The following is a 24389-nucleotide window of genomic DNA, read 5'->3' as shown; positions in this document are numbered from 1 at the left end:
GAGACAGAAGGACAACATTCTTCGTGCTCAGAGGCCTACGGAATAAATATCGACAAGTTAGCCGATGTCGAAGTACAAGACGGGCTCAATTGATAATCGAGATGCGCGTTTGTGAGGACTGATCAGATGCTGTCGTCGTCCGTGAGCGCATTACCCTGATATCGCCTACTGAACATCCCCTCTCGATTCACGGGCCAAACTGCGGGCGGATTATGAAAGTATCTTATCTGCTGAAACTTCTTGCTCAACAAGACAGCAAGGGGCCAAGTGAAGCATACCGGGGACGCTATGTTGGGTTCTGTCACCTCCGGCAATGGACTGAGGGTTTTTGTCGGATCTTTTTCTGGCCCGCGTAAAAGCTGGTCAATAATAAGATTGCGATAACTCCGGCGAAAACGTGCATCAGGCCGCAGGTTTCTAAAATAATCAGTCACAAGAAGGATGAGGCCGGCATTGAATCTCCAGCCCGTAGTCCTCAGTACATCTGATCCGGCCTTAAGCCGTGCGATCTCGCGAACGGTCAGACGGTTAGCACCCTGCCTGATGCTCATGTACGTCGTCTCCTTTCTCGACCGCTCGAATATCGGATTTGCAAAACAGGCGCTGGAGAGATCCGAAGGCATCTCCGAAAGCGTCTACGCTCTGGGCGCGGGTCTGTTTTTCATCAGCTATTCGTTATGCGGATTCCCCAGCAACCTGATCCTTCATAAGGTGGGCGCGAAAAAGTGGCTTGCTCTCCTCATGGTGGGCTGGGGAATGGTGTCGATGGCCACCATGTTCGTGAGCGGCGCCACCTCGTTTTACCTGTTACGGCTGCTGCTCGGCGTGTTGGAAGCCGGTTTTTTCCCAGGCGCGATTCTCTACCTCACCTATTGGTTTCCCAACAGCATTCGCGGCCGGGTTCTTGGACTGTTCTACCTCGGTGTTCCGCTTGCGCTCATTCTCGGCGGCCCGCTCTCAGGGCTGCTGCTTGAGGTGCGCCCGTGGTTCGGGCTTCAGAGCTGGCAGTGGATGTTTCTAGTGGAAGGCTTCATGGCAGTCGTTCTCGGGCTGTTCGCATTTTGGTATCTGGATAACAGGCCGTCGAATGCCTTATGGCTGTCGGCCGAGGAGAAACAAGCGCTCGCGAAGGCATTGGCGCTTGAGGAGCAGGAGCGGCGCTCCGCCGGGCCCGCGAAGCTTCTCCCCATGTTCCGCGACCTTCGAGTCATGCATTTCCTGCTGATCTATGCCCTCATCCAGATCAGTACCTACGGTGCGGTTTTCTATCTCCCTGCCGAGATATCGGCCCTTCTGCATAAGCCCGTGGGGATCGAAGTCGGCCTGGTGTCAGCCATACCATGGATCTGCACGCTGGTTGCTGTCTATCTCCTGCCGCGCGCTGCCGATAAGTTCCATAAGCATCGTCAACTCGCATCGCTGACCCTGGTGATTTCCGGTTGCGCAAGTTTTGCATTTCCCACCGCCGGGCCGCGCCTGGGGCTGGTCGCGCTTTCGTTTGCGGTAGCCGGCTTTATTGCCGTGCAACCGCTTTTCTGGATGTTTCCAACGGGATACCTGGCCGACCGCGCAGCGGCTGGCGGTATCGCCGTCATAGGAATGGGCAATCTGGGCGGATTCCTTGCACCCAACCTGAAGGTCTGGGCCGATGAGTATTTTGGCTCACAACGCGCTGGCTTGTATCTTCTGGCTGGCCTTACGATTTTAAACGCGGGCTTGATCGCACTCGTGAAAAATCGCCGCACAGCCAAAAGCGCAACGTGAAACTCCCGCTCGAGGACAAGATACTTCCAGCCATTCTGCCGTGAAGGGCATGAACTTCCTGAGGTAGCAGGAACCTGTCCAATGGTTCCCAAAAACTGGCTTTGTCAGCCAAATCCGCCTGTGGGACATCTCAACTGTTGCGAATCGCCGAGTCACTCATTGAGCGGAGGATTAGTAACGCGAAGTCTGCTTAGCTAGATTTAAGGGTCGTCTTGTCACTGTCTCTACTTGCACAAAGAGAAAGACCATTCACGTGGCTTCGTTCGCATGAGCGTCTTAAACCTCCAGCTCCACAATCCGAGCCTCCACTCCATCCTCGCCCACCGTCACCAGCGCCACGCTTACCGGCAGCTCGAACCTTCTCGGACCCGCGCTTCCCGGATTCAGATACATCACGCCCTTCTTCCGCTCGATCCCCGGCTTATGCGAGTGTCCGCTCACCACCACGTCCACCTCAGCCGCCACCGGGTCGATATCGAGGTCGCGCACCGAATGAATCATGTAGAACAGCCGCCCGCCCAGTTCTACCGCTTCGGTCGCAGGCAGCTCCGCGCAGGCACCCCGTACATCCACATTGCCGCGAATCGCCGTTACCGAGGCAATCTCCTTGAGCGCACCCAGGATCTCCGGATTCCCCACATCGCCAGCGTGCAGAATCTGCTCGCACTCCGCCAGCGCTACCAATGCCTCTGGCCGCAGTAATCCATGTGTATCCGAGATCACTCCAATCAACATAACCGCTTATGCCAGCCGCAGCCGCTCGAGCGTAGCCACATGCTGGCTCTGCTTAGGATCATGGCTGCGGTCCGGATCGATCCGCAGTTCGAGCGCCGTCACCCCATTCAGCTCAACCTTGTAGTCTTCCAGCTCCTCGGTCGTGCCATTCGGCGAGAAGTTCCACTGCTGCCGCACCACATCGCGCAGTTCGTCGCCCACCAGTGCCAGCAGCCAGAACTCCTGCGACCGCTCCGAAACCCGATCCACAAAGTGCAGCTGAATCCTTCGAATCGTCTGGGGCGCGTCGAACAGCAGGCGTATCTTCTGCGGCCCCGGCGCAGCTGCACGCCAACCCCTCGTGCTGGCCTTTCCCAGGGCATGCTCGATGGGAAAGTTCGGATCTTCGGAGCTGATCTCCACAGACGCAATCCTTTCCAGATCCAGCCACGAGCCGTCCTCCTGCACCCCGCCCGTATCCTGCGTAATCGTGATCTTCCGCAATCCTCACCCCCGAATAACAAACACCGCCAAGCATACGCGAATCCCTGTTGCAGCTTCCCCTGAGCCGCTTACGCAGGTGTCCTCCTTCAAAAAGGGTGTCATCCCGACCGAAGCGAAGCGGAGTGGAGGGACCTGCGTTTCCGAGACCCTCCCGCCTCGACAAAATCTTAAAGCGTGTCAAGAGTAAAATGGGAATAACTGTATGAAAAATAACCACATAATGAGTGCCGATTAGTTCCGTGCCGCCAGCTACACTAGAGGTAGTTCCACAAAAAACACAGCTTACCCCAGGCCGAGAAAAGCAGGTCCGGCCCTATCTCTCGTGTTTCGAAGACTTCGCGCAAAATTGTATGGGGCGCCTAAAGGCCGGAACGCAGCCGTGTCCGCGGGTCCATGGAATCCCGGAGCGCGTCCCCGATGAAGTTGAACGAGAGAACGCAAAGCATCACCGCCATCGCCGGAAAGAAGACCATGTGCGGCGAGTCGAACAGATGCGACCGCGCATCGTTCAGCATCGCTCCCCAGCTTGCCGCTGGAGGCGGAACCCCCAGCCCCAGGAAGCTCAGCGTGGCCTCCGCCATCACGGCGGTCGCCATCCCGATCGCCCCCTGCACAATCAGCGGCTGCACAATATTCGGCAGCACATGCCGGCTGAGAATCCGCAGATCGGATGCTCCAAGCGCCCGGGCCGCCTCCACGAACTCGCGCTCCTTCACCGCCATCACCTGCCCTCGAACCAGCCGCGCGTAACCGACCCAGCCCGAGATCGCCAGCGCCACGATCACGTTCCCGAGCCCCGGCCCCATGAAGGCCACGAACGCAATCGCCAGCAGAATCCCCGGCAGAGCCAGAAATGCATTCATCACATAAACATTGATCGCCGTATCCAGCCACCCGCCATAGAACCCGGCCACGCATCCGGCCACCAGCCCGATGGCGAGCGAAATCCCAACCACGCTCACCGCGACGATCAGAGAGATCCGCGCTCCATAAAGCGTCCGCGAGAGAATATCGCGCCCCAGCTCATCGGTCCCGAACCAATGCGCCCCGCTCGGCCCAACCAGTCGCCCGTACAGATCCAGGGCCGCCGGATCGTCCGGCGCCAGCCACGGCGCAAAGACCGCAGCGATGAGAAACACAATCAGCAGGACGATTCCGATCGCCGCCAGAGGATGCTGCCTGATTCGACTCCACAAACCTTCCACTCCATCAGCATGAAGCCATGAGCCGCACTGATGCAAGAAGTAATCTGCCAACAACATCCGGTTCGGTAAACTGCCATAAGTGCGAATCCTGATCTACGGCCTCAACTACTCCCCAGAACTCACAGGCATCGGTAAATACACCGGCGAGATGTCCTCCTGGCTTGCGCAGCGCGGCCACGAAGTCCGCGTCGTCACGGCCCCGCCCTATTACCCCGCCTGGAGCATCCGGGAAGACTATCGCGGCAAGCTCTATCGGACCGAAGAGCATCCCGGCGAGCCGCTCGTCTACCGCACACCGCTCTACGTCCCCGCAAAGCCGACCGGCCTCAAGCGCATGGCGCATCTGTTCTCCTTCATGCTCGGCAGCCTTCCGGTCATGCTTCGCCAATGCCTCTGGAAACCCGATATCGTCTTCACCGTTGAACCGACCTTCTTCGGCGCGCCCCTCGCCCTTCTCGTCGCACGCGCCACGGGAGCAGCCTCGTGGCTCCATGTGCAGGACTTCGAGGTAGACGCGGCCTTCGACCTCGGCCTGCTGCCTGCTCACGGTCCAATCCATTCGATCGCTCTCGGCCTGGAGCAGGCCTTCACCCGCGCCTTCACCCGCGTCTCCAGCATCTCCCACAAGATGGTCGAGCGCGCCGTCGCCAAGGGCGTCCCTCCGGATCAGGTAACCCTCTTTCCCAACTGGGTCGACGTCGACGCCGTTCACCCCCAGGACGTCGCCGCCCCCAACTCCTTCCGCCGCCAGCTCAACCTCGACGGCAAGACCATCCTGCTTTACTCCGGCAATATGGGGGCCAAGCAGGGCCTCGAGCTGCTTGCGCCGCTGGCAGCGTCCTTCGAGAACGATCCCCGCGTCCACTTCCTCTTCTGCGGCGATGGCGCGTTCCGGCCCACGTTGGAGTTGCTGGTCTCCCATCGCCCCAACGTCACCCTTCTTCCTCTTCAACCCCTTGAGCGCCTCAACGACCTGCTCAACGCCGCCGACATTCACCTGCTTCCGCAGCGTGCGGGTGCGGCAGATCTCGTCATGCCCTCGAAGCTTACCGGCATGCTTTCGAGCGGCCGTCCCGTCATCGCCACCGCCGACTCCGGCACCCAGGTCGCCCGTGTCGTCAGCGGAGAGTCGCCCCAGCAGGCCTGCGGCCTCGTCGTCCCGGCAGAAACCCCCTCTGCTCTTCACGCCGCGGTCCAGCGCCTCATAGAAGACCCCGCCCTTCGCTCGCAACTCGGCGCCAACGCCCGCCACTACGCGGTCCAGAATCTGGGGCGAACACAGGTTCTCGAGCAGTTCGAACGTGACGTCCACGACCTTGCATCGCCCATCGGCTAAACTAATTTCACCCTACCCCGGAACATAAGGAGAATCATCGTTTGAAGAGAGCCCTGATTACAGGAGTCACCGGCCAGGACGGAGCATACCTCGCCCAGTTTCTTCTCGCTAAAGGCTATGAGGTTCACGGCATCAAGCGCCGAGCTTCGCTGTTCAACACGAGTCGCATCGACCACATCTACGAGGACCCCCACAACCCCAATCCTCACTTCATCCTTCACTACGGAGACCTCACCGACTCCTCCTCGCTCATCCACATCGTCCAGAAGGTGCAGCCCGACGAGATCTACAACCTCGGCGCTCAGTCCCACGTGCAGGTCTCCTTCGAACAGCCCGAGTACACCGCCGACGCCGACGCCCTGGGACCCCTGCGTCTTCTTGAAGCCATCCGCATCCTCGGCCTCGAGAAGAAGACCAAGTTCTACCAGGCCTCGACCTCCGAGCTCTACGGCCTCGTGCAGGAGATCCCGCAGCGCGAGACCACGCCCTTCTACCCGCGCTCTCCTTATGCCGTCGCCAAGATGTATGCCTTCTGGATCTGCGTCAACTATCGCGAGGCCTACGGCATCTTCGCTTGCAACGGGATCCTCTTCAATCACGAGTCGCCCCTGCGCGGCGAGACCTTCGTCACCCGCAAGATCACACGCGGCCTCGCGCGGATCAAGGTCGGGCTGCAGGACACGCTCTATCTCGGAAACCTCGACGCCAAGCGCGACTGGGGCCATGCCCGCGACTACGTCGAGATGCAGTGGCTGATGCTGCAGCAGAACAAGCCGCAGGACTTCGTCATCGCCACCGGGCACCAATACAGTGTGCGCGAGTTCGTCCAGCGCTGCGCCGAACGCCTCGAGCTCGATCTCACCTGGAAGGGAAGCGGCGTCGAGGAAAAGGCCTTTGACCGCAACGGAAAACTTGTTGTAGCTATCGATCCACGCTACTTCCGTCCAACCGAGGTCGAAACTCTTCTCGGCGATCCCGGCAAAGCGCAGCGTGAACTGGGATGGACCCCGCGCACCAGCTTCGAACAGCTCGTCGAAGAGATGGTCGCAGCCGATCTCAAATCTGCCCAGCGCGACGCGCTCGTCCGCCAGCACGGCTTCGATGCCTACAACGTTAGGGAAACCTAAAAACTTTAGAGTAGGCGTTGTGAGCGGAATTTTACCGTCGTCATTCTGAGCCGCAGGCGAAGAATCCTGTATCTTCGCCTGACGCGCCACAAATTTCAGGGTGTACTTAACCAACAAACAAGTGGGCCTTCCCATGAACAAAGACTCTCGTATCTTTATCGCCGGTCACCGCGGTCTCGTCGGCTCGGCCATCCACCGCGAGCTGACGCGCCTCGGCTACACCCACGTCCTCACCCGCCCCCGCGCCGAGCTCGACCTGCTCGACCCCGAGGCAGTCAACGAGTTCTTCGCGACCGAAAAGCCGGAGTACGTCTTCCTCGCGGCCGCGAAGGTCGGCGGCATTCTCGCCAACAACACCTACCCCGCCGACTTCATCCGCGACAACCTCGTCCTGCAGACCAACATCATCGACGCCAGCTACAGGAACGGGGTCAAGCGTCTGCTCTTCCTCGGCTCCTCCTGCATCTATCCCAAGCTCGCCCCGCAGCCCATGCCCGAATCCTCGCTTCTCACCGGGCCGCTTGAGCCGACCAACCGCCCCTACGCGCTCGCCAAGATCGCGGGCATCGAGATGTGCTGGAGCTACAACCGCCAATACGGAACCCGCTATCTCGCCGCCATGCCGACCAATCTCTATGGTCCCGGCGACAACTACGACCTTGCCAACTCGCACGTCTTGCCTGCGCTCATCCGCAAGACCGCCGACGCCATCCGCACCGGCGCCCCTGCCGTCACCGTCTGGGGAAGCGGCACACCGCGCCGCGAGCTTCTCTACTCCGACGATCTCGCCCAGGCCTGCGTCTTTCTCATGAACCTCGAGGACGAGCGCTACAACACCCTCTTCACCGAGAACCAAGCCCCCTTGATCAACATCGGTACCGGCGAAGATGTCACCATCCGCGAGTTGGCGGAGACCGTGGCGAAGGTGCTCGGATTCAAGGGATCGCTCGAATTCGACTCCAGCAAACCCGACGGCACCCCGCGCAAGCTCATGGACGTGGCCCGTCTCCATGCGCTCGGCTGGCACCACACCACCGGTCTTGAGGAAGGGATCCGCCGCACCTGGGAGCAGGTGCAAGATCGGTTACCTGCAGCCTCCTGAAACCGGATGCCCCTTTCCGGCATCTCACACAAAGTAATATTGTTCTTGCGTCTCTGTATTCGCTTCATCTGACATTCTCTTCTGCCTTCGCTCTTGTCTGCCCCGAAAGTGGGATTACCTCCGTCTGCCGCCCTTCCCTAACATCGGGGAGCAGATCGGTCGATAAGCCACTTCGAAGGGCCGAGCCGACCGAAAGTAGGGTAGATGGACCAGACCTCTCCAGAACGAATCAGGCTCTCTGCGCAGGCTTTTTCTAAGAGCCATGGGCGCCCCACCGCTTCGCGGAATCTCTTCTTTCACATCGCCGTCCTGCTTGCTGCGCTGGCCCCGCTTCCCGTATTCGGAGCCGCCGCTTCCATCCCCGGCACTCTTACCCGTCCCACCGTGAACGCCGAGCAAAGTTTGCTTGCGGCAGCCAATCGCGAGCGTGCCGCCCGCGGAATTCCGCAGCTTCGTTTCGACCCGGTCCTGGCCCAGGCCGCGCGCTTCCATGCGCAGCAAATGGCCGCCCACGCCAACATCTCGCATCAGTTCGCCGGTGAGCCCGATCTCTCCGAGCGTGGAGCAAATGCAGGCGCGCATTTTTCGGTCATCTCTGAGAACGTGGCCGAGGCTCCCAGCGCCTCGATGTTCCACGATATGTGGATGCACTCCACGGGGCATCGCGAGAATCTGCTTGATCCACGAGTCAACGTCGTTGGAGTCGCGATCGTGGTTCGCAACGGCCAGTACTATGCGGTCGAGGACTTCGCCTCCACCGTGGAAACCCTCAGCTTCAACCGGCAGGAGGAGGCCGTCACCGAACTCCTCGCCCGCACCGGTCTTGAGGTAGGACCCAGCGGCCGCACCTCCACCCTCGCCCAGGCTCGACTGGCCTGCAGCATGGACTCCGGTTTCCCCGGACGGCAAAAGCCATGGTTCATCATGCGCTACAACGCCGACCGCCTCGACCGTCTCCCCAGCCAGCTTGAGAGTCGAATCCGTTCCGGCAAGTACCATCAGGCAGTGGTTGGTGCCTGCCAGGACAGTAGCAGCGGTCACTTCACCGCCTATAACATCGCCGTTCTCTTGTACCCATAAGGTTGCATAACGGCTCAGCCATCTCCTAAGAAGCCGTCGTTTCGAGCGAAGCCAGACTCCCTCTCCTTTTTACAGAGTCCGGCCCCGCCCTAAAACGGTAGAGTGGTCAGGCGAGAGCTTCCCGGAAGAGTTCCGTCAGCTTCGCATAGGCTCGCTCTGCCTGCGGCTGGTTGTAGGCAGGGGCATCCGGCACCGTCCATCCGTGGTGCGCACCCTCGTAGATCTCGCTCTCAAATCGCCCGCTCCATTGCTTCAGAGCCTTGGTAAGCTCAGCGATTGTGTCTGCATCCATGCTCTTGTCGTCGGTGGCATGTCCGAAATAGAGCCTCGCCTTCACCGTGGGAAGCACAAGGTGCGGGCTCGCCGGATCGTTCGCTCGGTAGAGTCCTCCTCCGTGAAAGGAGGCAGCAGCCGCAACCAACTCGGGTCTCAACGCTGCAGCGCGCAATGCGATGCCGCCGCCGATACAAAACCCCACCGCGCCGATCTTTCCTTTTGCCGTGGTGGCCTGTGAGGTCAGGGTATCGAGATAAACCGCAAGATCCTTCGCCAGCGCCTCCGGAGTCAGCGGAGCGATAAGCTCGCCTATCCTCTTCGATATGGACGCCGGATCGGCGCCTTCGCGAGGAAATTGAAAGACTGGAGGCCTGCTCGTTCGGTAGAACGGATTCGGCATCAGCACCGTATATCCTTCGCCGGCCAGGCGGCGTGCCATCTCCCGCATCGTGTCGCGGAGGCTCCAGATGTCTGGAATAAACAGTATTCCGGGAAGCGGCTTCCCGTCCTCGGGTGTAATCAGTACTGCGTCAACGGTTCCATCCGGAACCGTAAGCTGAAGGTCCTGCTCTGCCATTTCTTGTTTCACTCCTTGATTCGCAATTGGTGTTACCACGTGGTTCAGCGGCGTAAGATGAACTCTCATGAGCCTGTATTTTTCCGCCGGAAGTCCGACCACCGAGATGTCGGCCGACGATCTTCGCACCGCCCTCTTCTCTGCATTGGATGCTCTCGGCAGCAAAAAGAAGGTTCTTGCCGTTCCCCCGGATTTCACCCGCTTTCACTCGCAGTCCGGCGCCTTGACCGAGCTTGCCTGGCAGTACTACGGCGACCGGCTCACGGACGTCCTTCCTGCGCTCGGCACCCACAAGGGCATGACCGACTCTGAGATCGCGACCATGTATGGTAAGACGCCGCGAAACCTCTTTCGTATCCACGACTGGCGAAACGATGTCGTCACCCTGGGCGAGGTTCCGGGCTCCTTCCTCTACGAAGTCTCCGAGGGAAAGGTCGATTACACCTGGCCCGCGCAGGTGAACAAACTGCTTCGGGATGGAGGGCACGACCTCATCCTCTCCATCGGTCAGGTCGTCCCCCACGAGGTAGTTGGCATGGCCAACTACAACAAGAACATCTTCGTCGGCACCGGTGGCTCCATCGGCATTCATCGCTCGCACTTCCTGGGAGCCGTCTACGGAATGGAGCGCATGATGGGACGCGCGGATACGCCTGTGCGCCGCGTTCTCAACTATGCCAGCGACAACTTCGCGCGCAACCTGCCCATCATCTATGTGCAGACCGTCGTCGGCAAGAACGAAGCAGGAAAGCTGGCCGTACGAGGGCTTTACATCGGCGACGATGCCGAGTGCTTCAACCTCGCCGCGGCTCTCTCGCTTCAGGTCAACTTCCAGATGCTCGATCGCGAGATCAAGAAGGCCGTCGTCTTCCTCGATCCGCACGAGTTCCGCAGCACCTGGCTCGGCAACAAGAGCGTCTATCGCACCCGCATGGCCCTCGCCGATGGAGCCGAGTTGATCGTGCTCGCTCCCGCTGTCCATGAGTTCGGCGAGGACGCCGCCATCGACAAGCTCATCCGCAGGTACGGCTACTGCGGTACGCCGCGAACTCTCGAGCTGGTCAAGGAAGATCCCGCACTGGCGGGAAACCTCAGCGCCGCCGCGCACCTGATTCACGGCTCAGCCGAAGGCCGCTTCACGATCCGTTACTGCCCCGGTCATCTCACGAAGGAAGAGATCGAGAGCGTTCACTTTCAGTACGGCGATCTCGCGGAATACACGAGGAAGTACAACCCCGACGCCCTCAAGGACGGCTGGAACATCGTCGATGGTGAAGAGATCTTTTACATCTCCAACCCCGGCCTGGGGCTGTGGGCCTATCGTGAACGCTTCAAAGATTAGCTCGAGGAATATCGCTCTTCTTTTGCGGGAACGAAGAAGGCAGGCCGAGAACTTCCCTTAGCCTCTGATAAATCGCATTACGAAGGCCAATATGGGAGCCTTTGCGAACTGCGCCGGCAGCCCCGAGAAGGCCCGTACCGATCAGAAACAGCGTCGGGGGTTCAGGAATAGGGGAAGTCGCTGGGCCGAGTTCGAAGGAGATCGGGAGCGTGTCAGTGAATGCATCCTGATCCCGGAAGAAGGCGAAGTAACCGGTCCCATCGCTGAAGACATTGACGTCGAACTGATCGGGACCGTCGACAGCGGTAAAGCTGAAACCTTGCGAGTCGAGCACCGGCTGGCTTGAAGGGAACAGCAGGTTGTCATTGCCGTTGAAGCCGCCCGGCGCAATGAGGCCTGTAACACCGGTACCAGTGATTCCAATGATCAGAAAATCTCCGGAACCAGTCTCCGACGCTGTAAAAATACCCGATCCACTAATCCCTCCAGCACTACCACTCACAGCGAAGTTGAACGTGTCGGCACGCGCTAGGAATGACGAGGCTGCCAGTGTTGCGACAATGGCGAACAGGCGAAAACGAATGGGAGTCATGGGGAGTGGCCCCTTTCGAGAAATAAAATTCCGGCAGAAAAGTATCGGAATCGTCCGCAATTTAGATTTCCGACCGAAAACAGGAAAGAAATACTGATGGCGGGGTTAGATGCAGCCGTGTTGCCTGGAGACAGCTAAGAGATAAATTTCGCGACGACGATCTCCCTCCCGATTGCCTAATTTACGAGGATGGGGCTATGATTGGTTGGACCAATATCTCCTGATGGGTGAATGAGTTGATAAAACAGCTTCCGAGGTTTTCGATAGGTGTAGGCGACCGTTTCGCCCACCAGGCAAAGTCCCAGCTTGCCGCATGCGTCCAGGCGAAGAGCGCCGGAATCGAGGTCGTGCCGGTCTGGAACAAGTCCAATCGCGAGCACAACATCATCGGCAGCGATCCCGCGCAGACCCGTAAGGCCGCCGATGCCGCCGTCAAGGAGCTTGGCTGGACCGCGCCCTTCTATCTCGATGCCGACCACATCAACCTCACCACGGTCGAGCGCTTCCTCGCGCCCTGCGACTTCTTCACTCTCGATGTCGCCGAGATGATCGGCAAGCCTGCCGACCCTGCCGACGTGAAGGCCTTCGTCTCGCGCCACCCCGAGCTCGTCGGAACCGTCACCATCCCCGGCATCACCGAGCCTTTCCACACCGATGAGGCCTTCGTCACCTCTATCGCCAACAAGTTCCTTGCCGCTGTCCAGGACGCTGGCCGCATCTATCGTTTCCTGGTCGAGAGGAAGGGAGAAGGCAACTTCGTCCCCGAGGTCTCGATGGACGAGACCGACTCGCCCCAGACTCCCGTCGAGCTGCTCATCATCCTCGCCGCCATCGCCGACGAGAAGATCCCCATCCAGACCATCGCGCCCAAGTTCACCGGCCGCTTCAACAAGGGCGTCGACTACGTAGGAGACGTCCCTCAGTTCGCCCGCGAGTTTCGTGAGGACATCGCCGCCATCGCCTTCGCCGTCCAGAAGTACGGCCTGCCCGCGAACCTCAAGCTCAGCGTCCACTCCGGCTCCGACAAGTTCTCCATCTACAAGTCCATTCACGATGCAGTCACAAGCTCCGGTGCGGGAGTTCACCTGAAGACCGCCGGAACCACCTGGCTCGAAGAGATCATCGGGCTCGCCGAGGCAGGGGGCGCGGGCCTTGAGATCGCGAAGGAGGTCTACCGCGAGGCCTACGGTCATCGCGAGGAGCTCTGCGCGCCCTACGCCACCGTCATCGACATCGATCCCGCGAAGCTGCCCACGCCCGAGGCCGTCGATGGCTGGACCAGCGAACAGTTCGTCTCCGCGCTGCGCCACGATCAGAGCAACCCGGCCTACAACGCCAGCCTCCGTCAGCTCCTTCACGTCGGATTCAAGGTCGCCGCGAAGATGGGCGACCGCTACCTGAAGGCACTCGAGGCCAATGAAGAGAGCGTCGCGAGAAATGTGACGACGAATCTCTTTGATCGGCACATTCGTCCGGTGTTTCTGGGATAAAAAAAGACCAAGAAATAGTCTTATCTATAAAAGACTGAGAAATAGTTCTTCGGATAAAAGACTGAGAAATCGTCTTGTCTTAAAAGAAAGACCGACGAACAGTCATTCTGGAATAAATGACTCAAGCAATATCGGAAAAGATATGCTGTGAGATCAGTCCCCGAAAGGAAATCTGCAGCGAATGATCGTTGTTCTCATGGGCGTCAGCGGATCCGGCAAGACCACCATCGGCGAGCTGCTGGCCGAGCGGACCGGAGCCGTCTTCGCTGACGCTGACGATTATCATCCCCCCGCCAACAAGCAGAAGATGGCGGCAGGCCAGCCGCTCAACGACGACGACCGCCAGCCCTGGCTCACCACGCTCAATCGCCTCATGCATGGATGGTACGAGGAAGGGAAGAGCGGCGTGCTCGCCTGTTCCGCACTCAAGCAGAAGTATCGCGAGACGCTCACTGCCGACATGCCTGCCGGAGCCATCCTCTTCGTGTGGCTCGATGGATCTCCCGAGCTGATCTCAAAACGCCTTGCTGCGCGCCACCACGAGTTCATGAATCCGCAGCTCCTCGAAAGTCAGTTCAAGACTCTCGAGCCGCCCGCCGACGCTTTGCGTATAGTGAATGATCGAACCCCCAACGACGTTGTCGACAGCATTCTCAAAAACATTCCAACCGCGGCGAAGGCTGCGAACTAAATACAAGGCAGGAGAGGAAGAACTTCATGGCGCACCCATTGTTTGATCTGACCGGCAAGACGGCTGTGGTTGTAGGTGGCACCTCGGGCATCGGCCTGGCGATGGCAACTGGCCTCGCAGAATCCGGAGCCGACGTCGTCGCCACCTCGCGTCGTTCCGAGCAGGTTGAAGAGGCCGCAAAGGCTATCGAATCCAGGGGACGTCGTTCCCTCCGTCTCACCTCCGATGTCGGCGACCGTGCCTCTCTCGAAGCCCTCCTTGCAGGCACTCTCAAGGAGTTCGGCAAGGTCGATATCCTCATCAACTCCGCCGGCAAGATCAAGCGCGAGCCCACCCTCACCGTTCCCGAAGAGACCTGGGACGACATCATGGACACCAACGTCACCGGTACCCTGCGCGCCTGCCAGATCTTCGGCCGTCACATGCTCGAGCGCGGCTACGGTCGCATCGTCAACATCGCCTCGCTCAACACCTTCGTCTCCCTCAAAGAGGTAACCGCCTATGCGGCCAGCAAGGCAGCGGTCGGCGCCCTCACCAAATCCCTCGCAGTGGAGTGGAGCTCTCGCGGTGTGACCGTCAATGCCATTGCACCCGGTGTCTTCCGCACGGCTCTCAATCAGAAGCTTCTGGACGAGAGCGATCGCGGCAAGGAGCTGTTGATGCGTACTCCCATGGGCCGCTTTGGTAAGACCGAGGAGCTCGTCGGCTCGGCCATCTTTCTCTCGAGCGATGCCTCCACCTTCGTCACCGGAGAGATCCTGGTCGTCGACGGCGGCTTTCTGGCCAGCGGCGTCAACCAATAAGCCCACCAGTCCGGCCAGCTTTTTCAATCACCCACAGGGTGCGCGCCCAACCATCGGGTGAAGATCCGAAAGGTTGGGTGCGTTCTCCTCAAATGGGACCCACTTTTGCCCTCTTCTTCGTTCTGCCCAGTCAATGGCCTCGTCCGCCCGGTAAAATCGACTCAAATGGCTTTTGAACTGGAAAGAGGGACCTTCGACGCTCTCGTCTTCGATTGCGACGGAACCCTCGTGGACAGCGCAGGAGCCCACCTCTATTCGATCCAGCAGGCACTCTCTCCGCTCGGTCTGACGATGGAGCCGGAGTGGTATGGCTCCCGGCATGGGCTTGGGCCGGACGATCTGCTCGACGCCTACGAGGCCGACTTCAAGATCGAATCTCTCGCCCGCGAGGACTTCTACCAGCGCGTCAATGAGGCCTTTCTCGCAAACCTCCATCTCATCCAGGAGATCAAGGTCGTCGCCGATGTCGCCCGGCACTGGTTCGGCGTGGTCCCCATGTCCGTTGCCTCCAACGGCGTTCGCAAAAATGTTGAGGCTACGCTCATCGCAACTCGCCTGCGACCTCTCTTCTATACCATCGTTACCGCTGCCGAAGTAGACCGTCCCAAACCCGCCCCCGATGTCTATCTCGAGGCGGCCCGCCGTATGCGGGTCAAGGCCGAGAGAGTGGTGGTCTTCGAAGACTCCTACGAAGGCCTTGAGGCAGCCTCCCGCGCCGGTATGCGCGCCTTCGACATTCGTCCGGCCCGCTCGTCCTACCGATAGGGCAACGACAGCGTGTTTGCCATGAAGTAATTATGGCGAATTATGACTCAAGAAGCCTAGGCTCCAGCGAAGCACTAATCACACGCTCATGTTGATAAGTCAGAAGCTCTGGAGCTTGGTAAAGATCGTCTAATGAGCGACTCCATATTTTGCCATGTATGTCATAGCAACTAATTGTTATTTTTGCTCTCCCACAATCAAGTTCCTTTCTTCTATCTCCCCCCACCTCAAACAGGGCACGTCCATTTCTGTAGTCGTTGCGCTCAAGGGGAATTGATGTCGCATTGACTATAGAGTTGTTCTGGTCCATTACGAGTTGGCCACCATCCTTCAAAGGCCAAAGCATTTCATCTCCGTGAAATCTGCGGGCCGCGCTCGTATTAGAGAAGCCAGGAAACTCGTATTGCATTTGCCACGTGAGGCAAGAAGACTTACCGCCATGATTTATACCTTCAATCGAAATATTGAAGGTAGTCTGCGATAAATCGTTGGCCACACTTGTTTAAACTTGCCCAATGCGGATCTCAAATTTGGGTTTTCGTTCATCAAATGATGCCTCCAGAGTTCTACATTTATTTTTAATATCTTCGACTTTACTGCGCTCATCTGACCATGCGCCATACGTGGCCACCAGTAAAAATAGAACAGCCAAAACAACGATAGCGTGAGCAATCCACGCGTTTGGCTGGTTTGTTTCAGCGATATAGAAAGTCAAGAGCGTGCCTATAGCGCAGCTCATCCATTGCCACCAGTGCCGGAACAACGCGGCAAAGAAACACAGGATCCGCATAATGAATTGCATAACCGCAATGCTCTCATCGCATTGAAAACAAGTCGAGATTTATTGGGTAGAAGCGTATAAGCGGGCAGGACTGCTAGTTAGGGACTCCATTATTTTTGGGGTTGTAAAAGACACAATTTCCACAGATTTTCTTGACACGCCTGATAGCCTTAAACCTAGAGGAAGAAAGAAAGCCCGGCTCTTTGAGCCGGGCTTTTTCCGTTAACCCGAAACGGAAGGTGCTCCTGCCGGAAGTACCCTGTCAACCTCCATGTTTTTAATACTTTGATTACTTTTAGCCCAGAGGGGGGACATCCATGGAAGACGCAGCGGAGCTGATTGAGCGGATCAAAAAAAGTGGCGCCCCGAGACCGAATCCCTGTCGCCACACCATGCCGGGCGGCAGTCGTTGCGGCAGCCCTGCCATGCGCGGAGAAAAATTTTGCTACTACCACCACGCCACAAGAAATCCCGCCGCCGACCTTCGCCTGCGCCGGGCCCGTCAGAGCTCCTTCGCCATGCCGGCTCCCAACTCGCGCGCCGCAATTCAGGACGCGCTAGGCCGGGTCATCGAGCGCATCGCAGGAAACGACATCGACGCCCGACGCGCCGGTCTCCTTCTCTACGGACTTCAGCTCGCCAGCTGCAATCTCTCTGAGGAACGCCATGCCAGGCGTACATCGTCTGCAACTCCGGAAGCCGCGCCGGCAGCCTCCTCATCGCCCTCCGTCGGCCACTCCGCCGAGGCAGCCTTTGAAGAAGAGGTCTTCGCGCCTCCACCCACCGAGCTCCGCCCTCTCCGCAGACCCGTCTTCGCTGCGCTCCTCGAAACACTTGCAAGGCATCGCGGCGATATCCCACCGGCAGATGAGACCTCGGAGCTGGAACAATCCTCCACACATCCTCAGAGCCCCGCCCCGTCCGAAACTCCGTCCGCCGCAACAACGCAACCCACGATCCTGAACACCATAGAGGCCCACTCCACCGACAGGCACAGAGCAGAGGCCTACTCAACCGACAGACGCAGAGCAGAGGTCCACTCAACCGACAGGCGCGGAGCCCAGAAGGTGTCATCTCGACCGAAGGCCCGCAGGGCCGCAGCGGAGAGACCTGCGTCTCAATCACGCTCAACCCCGGCACTAAAACCACAGGACTGCTATTCTTCGAGCGATGGCCGAAGCGACCAAACCAAATTCGACCGGCGCCGTTGCCGGAGCCACGACCGCGCTAGTCCTTCTCACGGCGCTCAACTTCGTCAACTACATCGACCGTTACATCCTGCCCGGCGTGCAGGAGCAGATCAAGGGCGAGTTCCATCTCACCGACGAGCACATCGGAACCCTCACCTTCTGGTTCATGATCGCGTACATGCTCGCCTCGCCCATCACTGGCTGGCTCGGAGATCGCTTTCCGCGCAAACCGATGATCGTCATCGCGGCGCTCTTCTGGAGCGGTATCAACTTCTTTACCGCCTCGGTGCAGAGCTACGACTCGCTCAACCTCCGGCACGCGGCCCTCGGCATCGGTGAAGCCAGCTTTGGAATCTTCGCGCCTGCACTGCTCTCGGACTTTTATCCGGCCGAGCAGCGCAACCGCGTCCTTACCATCTTCAACGTCGCCATCCCCGTCGGCGCTGCGCTCGGCTATCTCGTCGGTGGCCTCGTCGGCGAGCACCACGGCTGGCGCATGGCCTTCATCGTCTCCGCCGTTCCCGGAGTCATCATCGCGCTGCTTATTCTCTTTTTCATGAAGGAGCCTGCGCGTGGTGCCAGCCAGCACGAAAAAGCGAAGCTCGAAAAGGGAACCGTACTTTCGCTCCTGAAGAACAAGGCCTACCTCGCCTCCATCCTCGGCTACGCCGCCGTCACCTTCTCGCTCGGCGGAATCTCCTGGTGGATGCCCTCCTTCCTCCAGCGGGTCGGCGGACGCTCGCAATCGAACGCCGCCTTTCTCATGGGAGCCGTCACCGTCGTCACCGGCCTGCTCGGAACCATCGTCGGAGGCGTCATCGCCCAGCGCTGGTCGAAGAGGACGCCGAAGGCTCTCTACCTGGTTCCGGCCATCAGCGCAGCCCTCGCCGTTCCACCCGCGCTGGTCTGCTTCTTCGGCCCGCACAATCTCACCGTTCCTTCACTCGCTCTGGCCATCTTCCTCATCTTCCTCGGAACCGGCCCGGTGAACGCGGCGACGATGAACGCCGTTCGCCCCGAGGTTCGAGCCACCGCGATGGCCGGCCAGCTCCTCGTCATTCACGCTCTCGGCGACGCCGTCTCGCCCCGCATCATTGGAGCCGTCAGCGATCGCTCCACCCTCAACCTAGGACTCGGCTCCACGCTCATCACGCTCCTGCTCGCCGCCGTCATCTTCTTCGTCGGAGCCCGCTACGCTCCTCCGCTGCGAGAGGACGCTGCGGTCACAGCCGCATGACCGGCATCTATCTCGACACGGCGCGTGGACTGGCCTGGCTGCTCGCCATCGCGTGGATGTGGAAGGCAGCGACCGCCGCGCGCGGCCTGCCGCGCATTCCCAATCTGCTCGAATCGAAGTTCAACCGCGCTCCCGCTGGTGACCCGGCGATCACCGTCATCGTGCCAGCCCGAGATGAGCAGGACGCGCTGCCTGGATGTCTAAAATCCCTGATCGAACAGGATTATGCGAACCTCAGGATTATCGCCGTCGACGACCGCTCGACCGACGCGACCGGCGCAATCATAGACGCGCTCGCGGCAGAACACCCGAACCGCCTGCGCGCCCTGCACGTGAAGGAGCTGCCCGCCAACTGGCTCGGCAAGCCGCACGCGATGGCGATGGCCGCACGAGAGGCCATCACAATGGACCGGCCGAAGTACCTCCTCTTCACCGACGCCGACGTCTTCTTCGATCCGCAAGCCGTCCGTCGCTCGCTCGCTCTGGCCGTCGCAACCGAAGCCGACCATTTCGTAACCTTCCCCACGCCGCTGGTGAAGAGCGTCGGCGAAGGCATGCTGCTCGGATACCTCGGAGTGATGGGCCTCTGGGCGACGCGACCCTGGAAAGCCTCCGATCCGAAGGCCAAACAGGACTCTATCGGCATCGGAGCCTTCAATCTCCTGCGAACCGAGGTCTACGAGCAACTTGGTGGATTCGAGGCCCTGCGAATGGAGATTCTGGAAGACCTCACGCTGGCTCGACGCGTGAAGCTCGCCGGTCTGCGCCAGCGCGTCGCTATCGCCCCCGGGATGGTGAGCCTGCACTGGGCGGCGGGAGCACTGGGCGTCATCCATGTGATGACCAAGAATCTCTTTGCCGTATTTCGTTTCCGCATCGCGCTAGTGCTGGCAGCATGCGCAGGGTTCGCGTTTCTCTGCCTGGGACCCTTCGTCTTCCTGGGATTCCAGCAGACCCGTCTTCCGGCGGTGCTTACGCTGGGCGCGGTGGCCACGCTCTATACACTGTCCGCGCGTCATTCGAAGATTTCGCCCTGGTACGCGTTCCTGTTTCCTGCGGGAGCGGCGATGTTCCTTTACTCGCTCCTGCGCTCCGCACTGACGACGCTGCGAGCAGGGGGAGTGACGTGGCGGGGAACGTTTTATCCGCTGGGCGATCTGCGCAAAAATATAACGCCCCCGCGATGAGCAGAGGCGTCTGTGAGCGGTGGAGACCGAAATTTTTATGCTTCGACGAGTACCTTGCCGTAGCGCTTCTCGACGTACTCGTCGAGAAGCGCCTGGAACTCTTCAACGATGCGATCCCCCTTGAGAGTCGTATAAAGTTTGCCATCGATGTAAACCGGAGCCTTCGGTTCCTCAAACGTTCCTGGAAGCGAGATGCCGATGTTTGCGTGCTTGGATTCGCCGGGTCCATTGACGATGCATCCCATGACGGCAAGCTTCAGCTCTTCGACGCCGGCATACTGCTTCTTCCACTCCGGCATCTGCTCCACCAGATAGCCCTGGATCCTCTCCGCGAGCTCCTGAAAATAGGTGGAAGTCGTACGTCCGCAGCCAGGGCAGCTCGTCACCTGCGGCATAAAGCTGCGAATCCCGAGAGACTGCAGGATCTGCTGTCCGCAGCGCACTTCTTCGGAGCGGTCGCCGCCAGGACTTGGTGTCAGGCTGACGCGAATGGTGTCGCCGATTCCGGAGAGCAGCAGAGGTGCGAGTCCTGCTGCCGAAGCGACGATGCCCTTCATCCCCATTCCAGCCTCGGTCAACCCGAGATGAAGCGCATGGTCGCAGCGCCGCGCGAGTTCCGAATAAACATCGATCAGATCGCGGACTCCCGAGACCTTCGCGCTCAGAACGATTTGATCGCGCCTCAGTCCATAGCGCTCGGCAGCCGCGGCGTTGTCGAGCGCCGAGACAACCATGGCCTCCATCATCACGTCACGGGCAGGAAGAGGATTGGAGGACTTGGAATTTTCGTCCATCATCTTCGTTAATAACGCCTGATCGAGCGAGCCCCAGTTAACGCCAATGCGCACCGGCTTCTGATGCTTGGCGGCGACCTCAACCATGGTGCGAAAGTTGTCATCATCTTTGCGGCCAATGGAGACGTTGCCGGGATTGATACGATACTTCGCCAGCGCCTTCGCGGCCTCTGGATACTTCGAAAGCAGCAGATGACCGTTGTAGTGAAAGTCTCCGATGATAGGCGTGGTCCATCCCTTTTCGGCGATACCGTCGATGATGTAAGGGATGGCCTTTGCGGCCTCATCGTTGTTCACCGTGACCCGCACCATCTCGGAACCCGCACGGGCAAGCGCGGCAATCTGCTGCACCGTGCTCTCGACATCTGCGGTATCAGTATTGGTCATAGACTGCACAACGACAGGTGCATCCGACCCGACACGAACACCACCAATGTTGACGGTTACTGCACGACGACGCTGGATCTCAGGCATAAATTCTCCACTCCCAAGTTTATCATTCGAGGCAGGAAATGCCTCACGATACACTAGCTAGAAAGGCCCGGTAGCTCAGTTGCATAGAGCAGCGCACTCCTAACGCGAAGGTCGCAGGTTGGACTCCTGCCCGGGCCACCATTTTCCCTTATTTATGTAATAGATATAGAGAGAGCGGAAGTATGCCTGGTTCAGGCTTATTCGAATTGGGCACTTGCGCGAAAACTCAGAGCCTGGTCGCGTCCCTACTGAATGCTGATGAGTTGAAAAGGGTACAAGTCCGCTACTCTCCACTAGTTGGCGACAAGGACAAATGGCGCAAGTTTGAGTCTGTGACTCTCCACTTGCTCGTACTGTTGCTGCGCGCGACTCATGAGCACTTCGAAGCCGAACTCGCGCAAACGAGGATCCTGCTGAGCTGCAACTCGGAGTGCTTTCCACAGACACAATTTGCCATGTATACCGAGTGCCAGTAGCTCCAGCGATTCAAACATTGCGAAATCTGCCGAACCGGTATGACCGAGTTTTAGACGCGCTGCTTTTTCAAGAATCCAGCCTCCAACTTCTTTGACTACGCTTGGACCTGAACCAATCTTCTGTGCGATGGTTCGGAGCGTGCGATCGTCGGCCACAATCTCCGGCAGTAGTACTGCGGCGAAATCCCGAAACATTGGATCGTCATGCTGATCGCGCATTGCTTCAAGGATTTGAATGGCGGTCGTGGCACCACCGAGATGATCGTTTATATAGGTTGTTAGGGACATGGTAGATATCTCCAACAGCACTAAAGGAACAAGGATCCTTCTTCGCGTACGATTCTCACCCCGAATTATCTCTACGGTCAAATGAGCCGAGCAATCTCTTTTGAAGATACCGTCGTCTCCAAAAAGAATTGGAAACTTTGATATTCCGGCGCCACTCCCCTCTAATACGGATTGCAAGAGAGGTTGTATGAACATTGGCGATAAGACAAAGTCAAGTAGCCAAGTATGAGTTACCGACAGACCACGGCTTTCATCGCGCCATTGCCCGTTCCGGCCGGATTACGTACATTGATCTATATCATTGATAATTCAGCCGCGCTCTGTGCGAGAAGAGGAATCATGGCTTTAAAGAAGAACTGGTCGCGCCGCGACATCCTGAAACACGCCGGGATGCTTTCCGCTGCGGGAGCTGCGAATACGATCGCTCCCGACAACTTGCAGGCGCTGGTCGCAGCTCCCGCGAAGAGCGCGTCAACTCATCCTAGAGTGTTGAAGGCAGGCCAGATTCTTACTGCTGCCCAGGCGCCACACACTGACGGCGACTTCTACGACAATCTGTTCACTCGCATCGGGATCCGGCCTCTCATCAACTGTCGCGGCACGATTACGGCCATCAGCGGATCCACCTCTCTGCCCGAGGTCAAGCAGGCAATGTACAACGCCTCGCTTTATCACGTTCGCATGGATGAGATGATGGAGACCGTCGGCGCCGAACTAGGCAAACTGTGCGGCGCAGAGTGGGGAATCGCCACCACGGGCACTGCGGCTGCCACCTGCATTGCTACCGTCGCATGCATCGCCGGCACTGACGTCGAAAAGTCTCAGGCCCTGCCTTACATCAAGAAAAAAGACCAGGTCGTCATTCCCAAGACCTCGCGCAATCCCTACGACATCGGTGTTCGCATGTGCGGCGTGGAAATGGTGGAGTTCTCCTCGCCCGAGGAGTTGCGAGAGAAGATCAATGACCGAACCGCCATGATGTACATTCTCGCTGACCCGCGATGGAACGCTACAGCGATGAGCACCAAAAATCTCGCCGCCATCTGCAAAGAACGTGGCGTTCCAGTCTTTGTCGACGCAGCAGCCACGGAACCCAATACACCGAACCCACACATTGAGGCAGGTGCAGACCTGGTCGCTTATTCGGGAGGCAAGTGCATGCGCGGACCACAGTCCGCAGGCCTTCTGATCGGCAAAAAAGATCTTTGTCAGGCTGCATACTTTCAAGGCGCTCCGCACCATAACTATGGTCGCGCTATGAAATGCAGCAAAGAAGAGACTATGGGACTTCTCGCTGCCGTACGTGCATGGCACACCCGCGACCATGAGGCCGAACAAAAGATGTGGCTCGGTTGGATGCAATCGATCGCTGACCGCATGAAGGGGCTACCGTCCGTAGAGGCGACCGTCCTTCCACCTCCGCCAGCGGAAGCCATCGACAGAAGCCCGGGGGTCCGTATTACCTGGGATGCCAAGGTAACGGGGATCACCGGAACCGAGCTAGCCAAACTGCTCGATGAGGGAACGCCTCGCATCGTTCTTGGAGGCATCGGCGCGCGCCCGCATCACATGGACAGCTCCGTGACCATATTCGGCTACATCATGACGCCTGCAGAGGTGAAAATTGTTGCCGACGCCATTTACCACGCCCTCAAAAATCCTCCGCACTACGAAGATCCTGTTGTTCCGGCGGCCACTCCAGCCTCCGTCGAGGGGAACTGGGCAGTCACTGTTCATTATCTGCGAGGAATAGGAGAACAACATCTCGTAATTAAGCAAGTCGGTAATAACCTTACCGGCGAACACCATGGCGAGATCTACAACACAACGCTCACAGGCTCCATCCACGCCAATGAGATTGCATTCATCAGCGTGCTTCCCGTGACTGGATATCCTCTTACCTGCCGCTTCAAAGGTACAGTCCATGGCAACCAGATCGCTGGCACGCTGAACATGGGGGAATATGGAGAAGCAACCTGGGAGGCGGTTCGAGCGTAGCCCGACCTCCCAATCCGTAACAAAACGCCTGTGCTTTCTGGGCGAGATCAAGTGTTTGTATCAGAGGAACGTTAGCACGAGGAAGTCGCTCGGTGGGTAGGCCCCACGAGCGGAGAAGCATCCGTGACTTTTACGGTGTAAGGCGCGTCGGCTGCCCTTGATTGCTAGTCGTCGTCCCCGAGAATGTTACTCACGCGCACTATCGTTTCAATCTGTTCCGCGTTGAGCCGTGACAATAAATTCCGCCGAACAGATTGAGCGTGAATTGGCCTTGCGGCGTCTAGCTGCTTCTGTCCATGTTTGGTAAGTACTACGAGAACGACACGCCCGTCGGAATTACGACGCTCGATGAGTTTTTTATCCTGCATCCGTGTGAGTTGGTGCGAGAGACGGCTCTTGTCCCATCCCATGCAGTCGGCCAAGGCCTGTTGTCGCATCTCACCCTTGCCGAGACCGGCGAGACGGGACAAGACTCCAAAATCCGGGCCGGAAAGTCCGGTCGCCTCGGTCAGATCACGCCCGACCCGGCTCATTACGTCTTCACCCATGAGTTTGAAGGCGTGCCAGACACGAAGCTCACGGGGGGACAGCAGTGT

Annotated in this window: 22 protein-coding genes and 1 tRNA gene; 14 read left to right on the top strand and 9 right to left on the bottom strand. The window is 58.8% G+C overall.

From position 1 onward, the window contains the following. The first annotated feature begins 453 nt into the window (after nucleotides 1-453). Nucleotides 454-1764 (top strand): MFS transporter, encoded by a 1311-nt coding sequence (locus tag BDD14_RS05410; protein WP_207231691.1) that lies wholly within the window; start codon nucleotides 454-456, stop codon nucleotides 1762-1764. A gap of 276 nt (nucleotides 1765-2040) precedes the next feature. On the opposite strand, the gene BDD14_RS05405 is transcribed toward BDD14_RS05410, so the two are convergent. From BDD14_RS05405 to BDD14_RS05395, 3 genes are all read right to left on the bottom strand, one after another. Then, nucleotides 2041-2499: a metallophosphoesterase family protein gene (locus BDD14_RS05405; protein WP_130417909.1), complete on the bottom strand. Its 459-nt coding sequence runs from the start codon at nucleotides 2497-2499 to the stop codon at nucleotides 2041-2043. Between the two features lie 6 nt (nucleotides 2500-2505). Beyond that, entirely contained in the window at nucleotides 2506-2982 is a 477-nt protein-coding gene (locus BDD14_RS05400) for a carbohydrate-binding protein (protein ID WP_130417908.1), read from the bottom strand. 359 nt (nucleotides 2983-3341) lie between these two features. Beyond that, complete coding sequence (locus BDD14_RS05395; RefSeq protein ID WP_242617752.1) at nucleotides 3342-4178, bottom strand: ABC transporter permease; 837 nt, start codon at nucleotides 4176-4178, stop codon at nucleotides 3342-3344. 88 nt (nucleotides 4179-4266) lie between these two features. Between BDD14_RS05395 and BDD14_RS05390 the strand changes: the two genes are divergently transcribed. From BDD14_RS05390 to BDD14_RS05375, 4 genes are all read left to right on the top strand, one after another. Further along, a complete protein-coding gene (locus BDD14_RS05390; RefSeq protein ID WP_130417906.1) occupies nucleotides 4267-5523 on the top strand; it encodes a glycosyltransferase WbuB in 1257 nt (418 codons plus the stop codon). Between the two features lie 41 nt (nucleotides 5524-5564). Further along, nucleotides 5565-6650, top strand: coding sequence for a GDP-mannose 4,6-dehydratase (gene gmd, locus BDD14_RS05385; RefSeq protein ID WP_130417905.1), 1086 nt, complete (start codon nucleotides 5565-5567; stop codon nucleotides 6648-6650). A gap of 133 nt (nucleotides 6651-6783) precedes the next feature. Beyond that, on the top strand, nucleotides 6784-7752 hold the full coding sequence (locus tag BDD14_RS05380) for a GDP-L-fucose synthase family protein (protein ID WP_130417904.1): 969 nt from the start codon (nucleotides 6784-6786) through the stop codon (nucleotides 7750-7752). Between the two features lie 204 nt (nucleotides 7753-7956). After that, nucleotides 7957-8832 carry a CAP domain-containing protein gene (locus tag BDD14_RS05375; RefSeq protein WP_130417903.1) on the top strand — a complete coding sequence of 292 codons (876 nt, stop codon included), beginning with the start codon at nucleotides 7957-7959 and terminating at the stop codon, nucleotides 8830-8832. A 106-nt stretch (nucleotides 8833-8938) separates the two neighbouring features. Here BDD14_RS05375 and BDD14_RS05370 read toward each other — a convergent pair whose 3' ends face one another. Then, nucleotides 8939-9685, bottom strand: a complete 747-nt coding sequence (locus BDD14_RS05370; protein ID WP_165419930.1) for a dienelactone hydrolase family protein — start codon at nucleotides 9683-9685, stop codon at nucleotides 8939-8941. Nucleotides 9686-9752: 67 nt separating this feature from the next. On the opposite strand from BDD14_RS05370, the gene BDD14_RS05365 reads away from it, so the two are divergent. After that, nucleotides 9753-11027, top strand: coding sequence for a nickel-dependent putative hexonate epimerase (locus BDD14_RS05365; RefSeq protein WP_130417901.1), 1275 nt, complete (start codon nucleotides 9753-9755; stop codon nucleotides 11025-11027). Here the strand turns inward: BDD14_RS05365 and BDD14_RS05360 are convergent. Further along, nucleotides 11017-11619, bottom strand: a complete 603-nt coding sequence (locus BDD14_RS05360; protein ID WP_130417900.1) for a PEP-CTERM sorting domain-containing protein — start codon at nucleotides 11617-11619, stop codon at nucleotides 11017-11019. The two genes, BDD14_RS05365 and BDD14_RS05360, sit on opposite strands and share 11 nt — an antisense overlap. A gap of 227 nt (nucleotides 11620-11846) precedes the next feature. Here BDD14_RS05360 and BDD14_RS05355 point away from each other — a divergent pair, with 227 nt between their 5' ends. The 4 genes from BDD14_RS05355 to BDD14_RS05340 all read left to right on the top strand — a co-directional run bounded on the left by BDD14_RS05355 (nucleotide 11847) and on the right by BDD14_RS05340 (nucleotide 15368). After that, nucleotides 11847-13109: a tagaturonate epimerase family protein gene (locus tag BDD14_RS05355; protein ID WP_130417899.1), complete on the top strand. Its 1263-nt coding sequence runs from the start codon at nucleotides 11847-11849 to the stop codon at nucleotides 13107-13109. A 181-nt stretch (nucleotides 13110-13290) separates the two neighbouring features. Then, entirely contained in the window at nucleotides 13291-13800 is a 510-nt protein-coding gene (locus tag BDD14_RS05350) for a gluconokinase (protein ID WP_130417898.1), read from the top strand. 26 nt (nucleotides 13801-13826) lie between these two features. Further along, a complete protein-coding gene (locus BDD14_RS05345) occupies nucleotides 13827-14603 on the top strand; it encodes an SDR family NAD(P)-dependent oxidoreductase (RefSeq protein WP_130417897.1) in 777 nt (258 codons plus the stop codon). Nucleotides 14604-14768: 165 nt separating this feature from the next. Further along, nucleotides 14769-15368: an HAD family hydrolase gene (locus BDD14_RS05340; protein WP_130417896.1), complete on the top strand. Its 600-nt coding sequence runs from the start codon at nucleotides 14769-14771 to the stop codon at nucleotides 15366-15368. Nucleotides 15369-15870: 502 nt separating this feature from the next. Here BDD14_RS05340 and BDD14_RS05335 read toward each other — a convergent pair. Beyond that, nucleotides 15871-16170 (bottom strand): hypothetical protein, encoded by a 300-nt coding sequence (locus tag BDD14_RS05335; RefSeq protein WP_130417895.1) that lies wholly within the window; start codon nucleotides 16168-16170, stop codon nucleotides 15871-15873. A gap of 1149 nt (nucleotides 16171-17319) precedes the next feature. Here BDD14_RS05335 and BDD14_RS05330 point away from each other — a divergent pair. Both BDD14_RS05330 and BDD14_RS05325 read left to right on the top strand, forming a co-directional pair. Then, nucleotides 17320-18576 (top strand): spinster family MFS transporter, encoded by a 1257-nt coding sequence (locus tag BDD14_RS05330; protein WP_130417894.1) that lies wholly within the window; start codon nucleotides 17320-17322, stop codon nucleotides 18574-18576. After that, nucleotides 18573-19763: a glycosyltransferase gene (locus tag BDD14_RS05325; protein WP_130417893.1), complete on the top strand. Its 1191-nt coding sequence runs from the start codon at nucleotides 18573-18575 to the stop codon at nucleotides 19761-19763. The genes BDD14_RS05330 and BDD14_RS05325 overlap by 4 nt, the downstream gene beginning before the upstream one ends. 35 nt (nucleotides 19764-19798) lie before the next feature. Here the strand turns inward: BDD14_RS05325 and ispG are convergent, their stop codons facing one another. After that, on the bottom strand, nucleotides 19799-21031 hold the full coding sequence (gene ispG, locus BDD14_RS05320) for a flavodoxin-dependent (E)-4-hydroxy-3-methylbut-2-enyl-diphosphate synthase (protein WP_130417892.1): 1233 nt from the start codon (nucleotides 21029-21031) through the stop codon (nucleotides 19799-19801). A gap of 64 nt (nucleotides 21032-21095) precedes the next feature. On the opposite strand from ispG, the gene BDD14_RS05315 reads away from it, so the two are divergent. After that, a tRNA-Arg gene (locus tag BDD14_RS05315) sits at nucleotides 21096-21172 on the top strand. A 152-nt stretch (nucleotides 21173-21324) separates the two neighbouring features. On the opposite strand, the gene BDD14_RS05310 is transcribed toward BDD14_RS05315, so the two are convergent. Next, complete coding sequence (locus BDD14_RS05310; protein WP_130417891.1) at nucleotides 21325-21795, bottom strand: hypothetical protein; 471 nt, start codon at nucleotides 21793-21795, stop codon at nucleotides 21325-21327. Between the two features lie 339 nt (nucleotides 21796-22134). On the opposite strand from BDD14_RS05310, the gene BDD14_RS05305 reads away from it, so the two are divergent. Beyond that, a complete protein-coding gene (locus BDD14_RS05305) occupies nucleotides 22135-23793 on the top strand; it encodes an aminotransferase class V-fold PLP-dependent enzyme (RefSeq protein WP_130417890.1) in 1659 nt (552 codons plus the stop codon). 164 nt (nucleotides 23794-23957) lie between these two features. On the opposite strand, the gene BDD14_RS32895 is transcribed toward BDD14_RS05305, so the two are convergent. Further along, entirely contained in the window at nucleotides 23958-24326 is a 369-nt protein-coding gene (locus BDD14_RS32895) for a MarR family winged helix-turn-helix transcriptional regulator (RefSeq protein WP_423201785.1), read from the bottom strand. Nucleotides 24327-24389 lie beyond the last annotated feature (63 nt).

The organism is Edaphobacter modestus (genome assembly GCF_004217555.1).
GTDB lineage: Bacteria > Acidobacteriota > Terriglobia > Terriglobales > Acidobacteriaceae > Edaphobacter > Edaphobacter modestus.
This window is presented reverse-complemented; position numbering and strand designations above follow the sequence as displayed.

Coding starts and splice junctions, on each gene's coding strand:
- BDD14_RS05370 (WP_165419930.1), bottom strand. CDS start 9,685: ATGGCAGAGCAGGACCTTCAGCTTACGGTTCCGGATGGAACCGTTGAC.
- BDD14_RS05335 (WP_130417895.1), bottom strand. CDS start 16,170: ATGCAATTCATTATGCGGATCCTGTGTTTCTTTGCCGCGTTGTTCCGG.
- BDD14_RS32895 (WP_423201785.1), bottom strand. CDS start 24,326: ATGAGCCGGGTCGGGCGTGATCTGACCGAGGCGACCGGACTTTCCGGC.
- BDD14_RS05350 (WP_130417898.1), top strand. CDS start 13,291: ATGATCGTTGTTCTCATGGGCGTCAGCGGATCCGGCAAGACCACCATC.
- BDD14_RS05375 (WP_130417903.1), top strand. CDS start 7,957: ATGGACCAGACCTCTCCAGAACGAATCAGGCTCTCTGCGCAGGCTTTT.
- BDD14_RS05405 (WP_130417909.1), bottom strand. CDS start 2,499: ATGTTGATTGGAGTGATCTCGGATACACATGGATTACTGCGGCCAGAG.
- BDD14_RS05310 (WP_130417891.1), bottom strand. CDS start 21,795: ATGTCCCTAACAACCTATATAAACGATCATCTCGGTGGTGCCACGACC.
- BDD14_RS05345 (WP_130417897.1), top strand. CDS start 13,827: ATGGCGCACCCATTGTTTGATCTGACCGGCAAGACGGCTGTGGTTGTA.
- BDD14_RS05305 (WP_130417890.1), top strand. CDS start 22,135: ATGGCTTTAAAGAAGAACTGGTCGCGCCGCGACATCCTGAAACACGCC.
- BDD14_RS05380 (WP_130417904.1), top strand. CDS start 6,784: ATGAACAAAGACTCTCGTATCTTTATCGCCGGTCACCGCGGTCTCGTC.
- BDD14_RS05360 (WP_130417900.1), bottom strand. CDS start 11,619: ATGACTCCCATTCGTTTTCGCCTGTTCGCCATTGTCGCAACACTGGCA.
- BDD14_RS05330 (WP_130417894.1), top strand. CDS start 17,320: ATGGCCGAAGCGACCAAACCAAATTCGACCGGCGCCGTTGCCGGAGCC.
- BDD14_RS05365 (WP_130417901.1), top strand. CDS start 9,753: ATGAGCCTGTATTTTTCCGCCGGAAGTCCGACCACCGAGATGTCGGCC.
- BDD14_RS05340 (WP_130417896.1), top strand. CDS start 14,769: ATGGCTTTTGAACTGGAAAGAGGGACCTTCGACGCTCTCGTCTTCGAT.
- ispG (WP_130417892.1), bottom strand. CDS start 21,031: ATGCCTGAGATCCAGCGTCGTCGTGCAGTAACCGTCAACATTGGTGGT.
- BDD14_RS05325 (WP_130417893.1), top strand. CDS start 18,573: ATGACCGGCATCTATCTCGACACGGCGCGTGGACTGGCCTGGCTGCTC.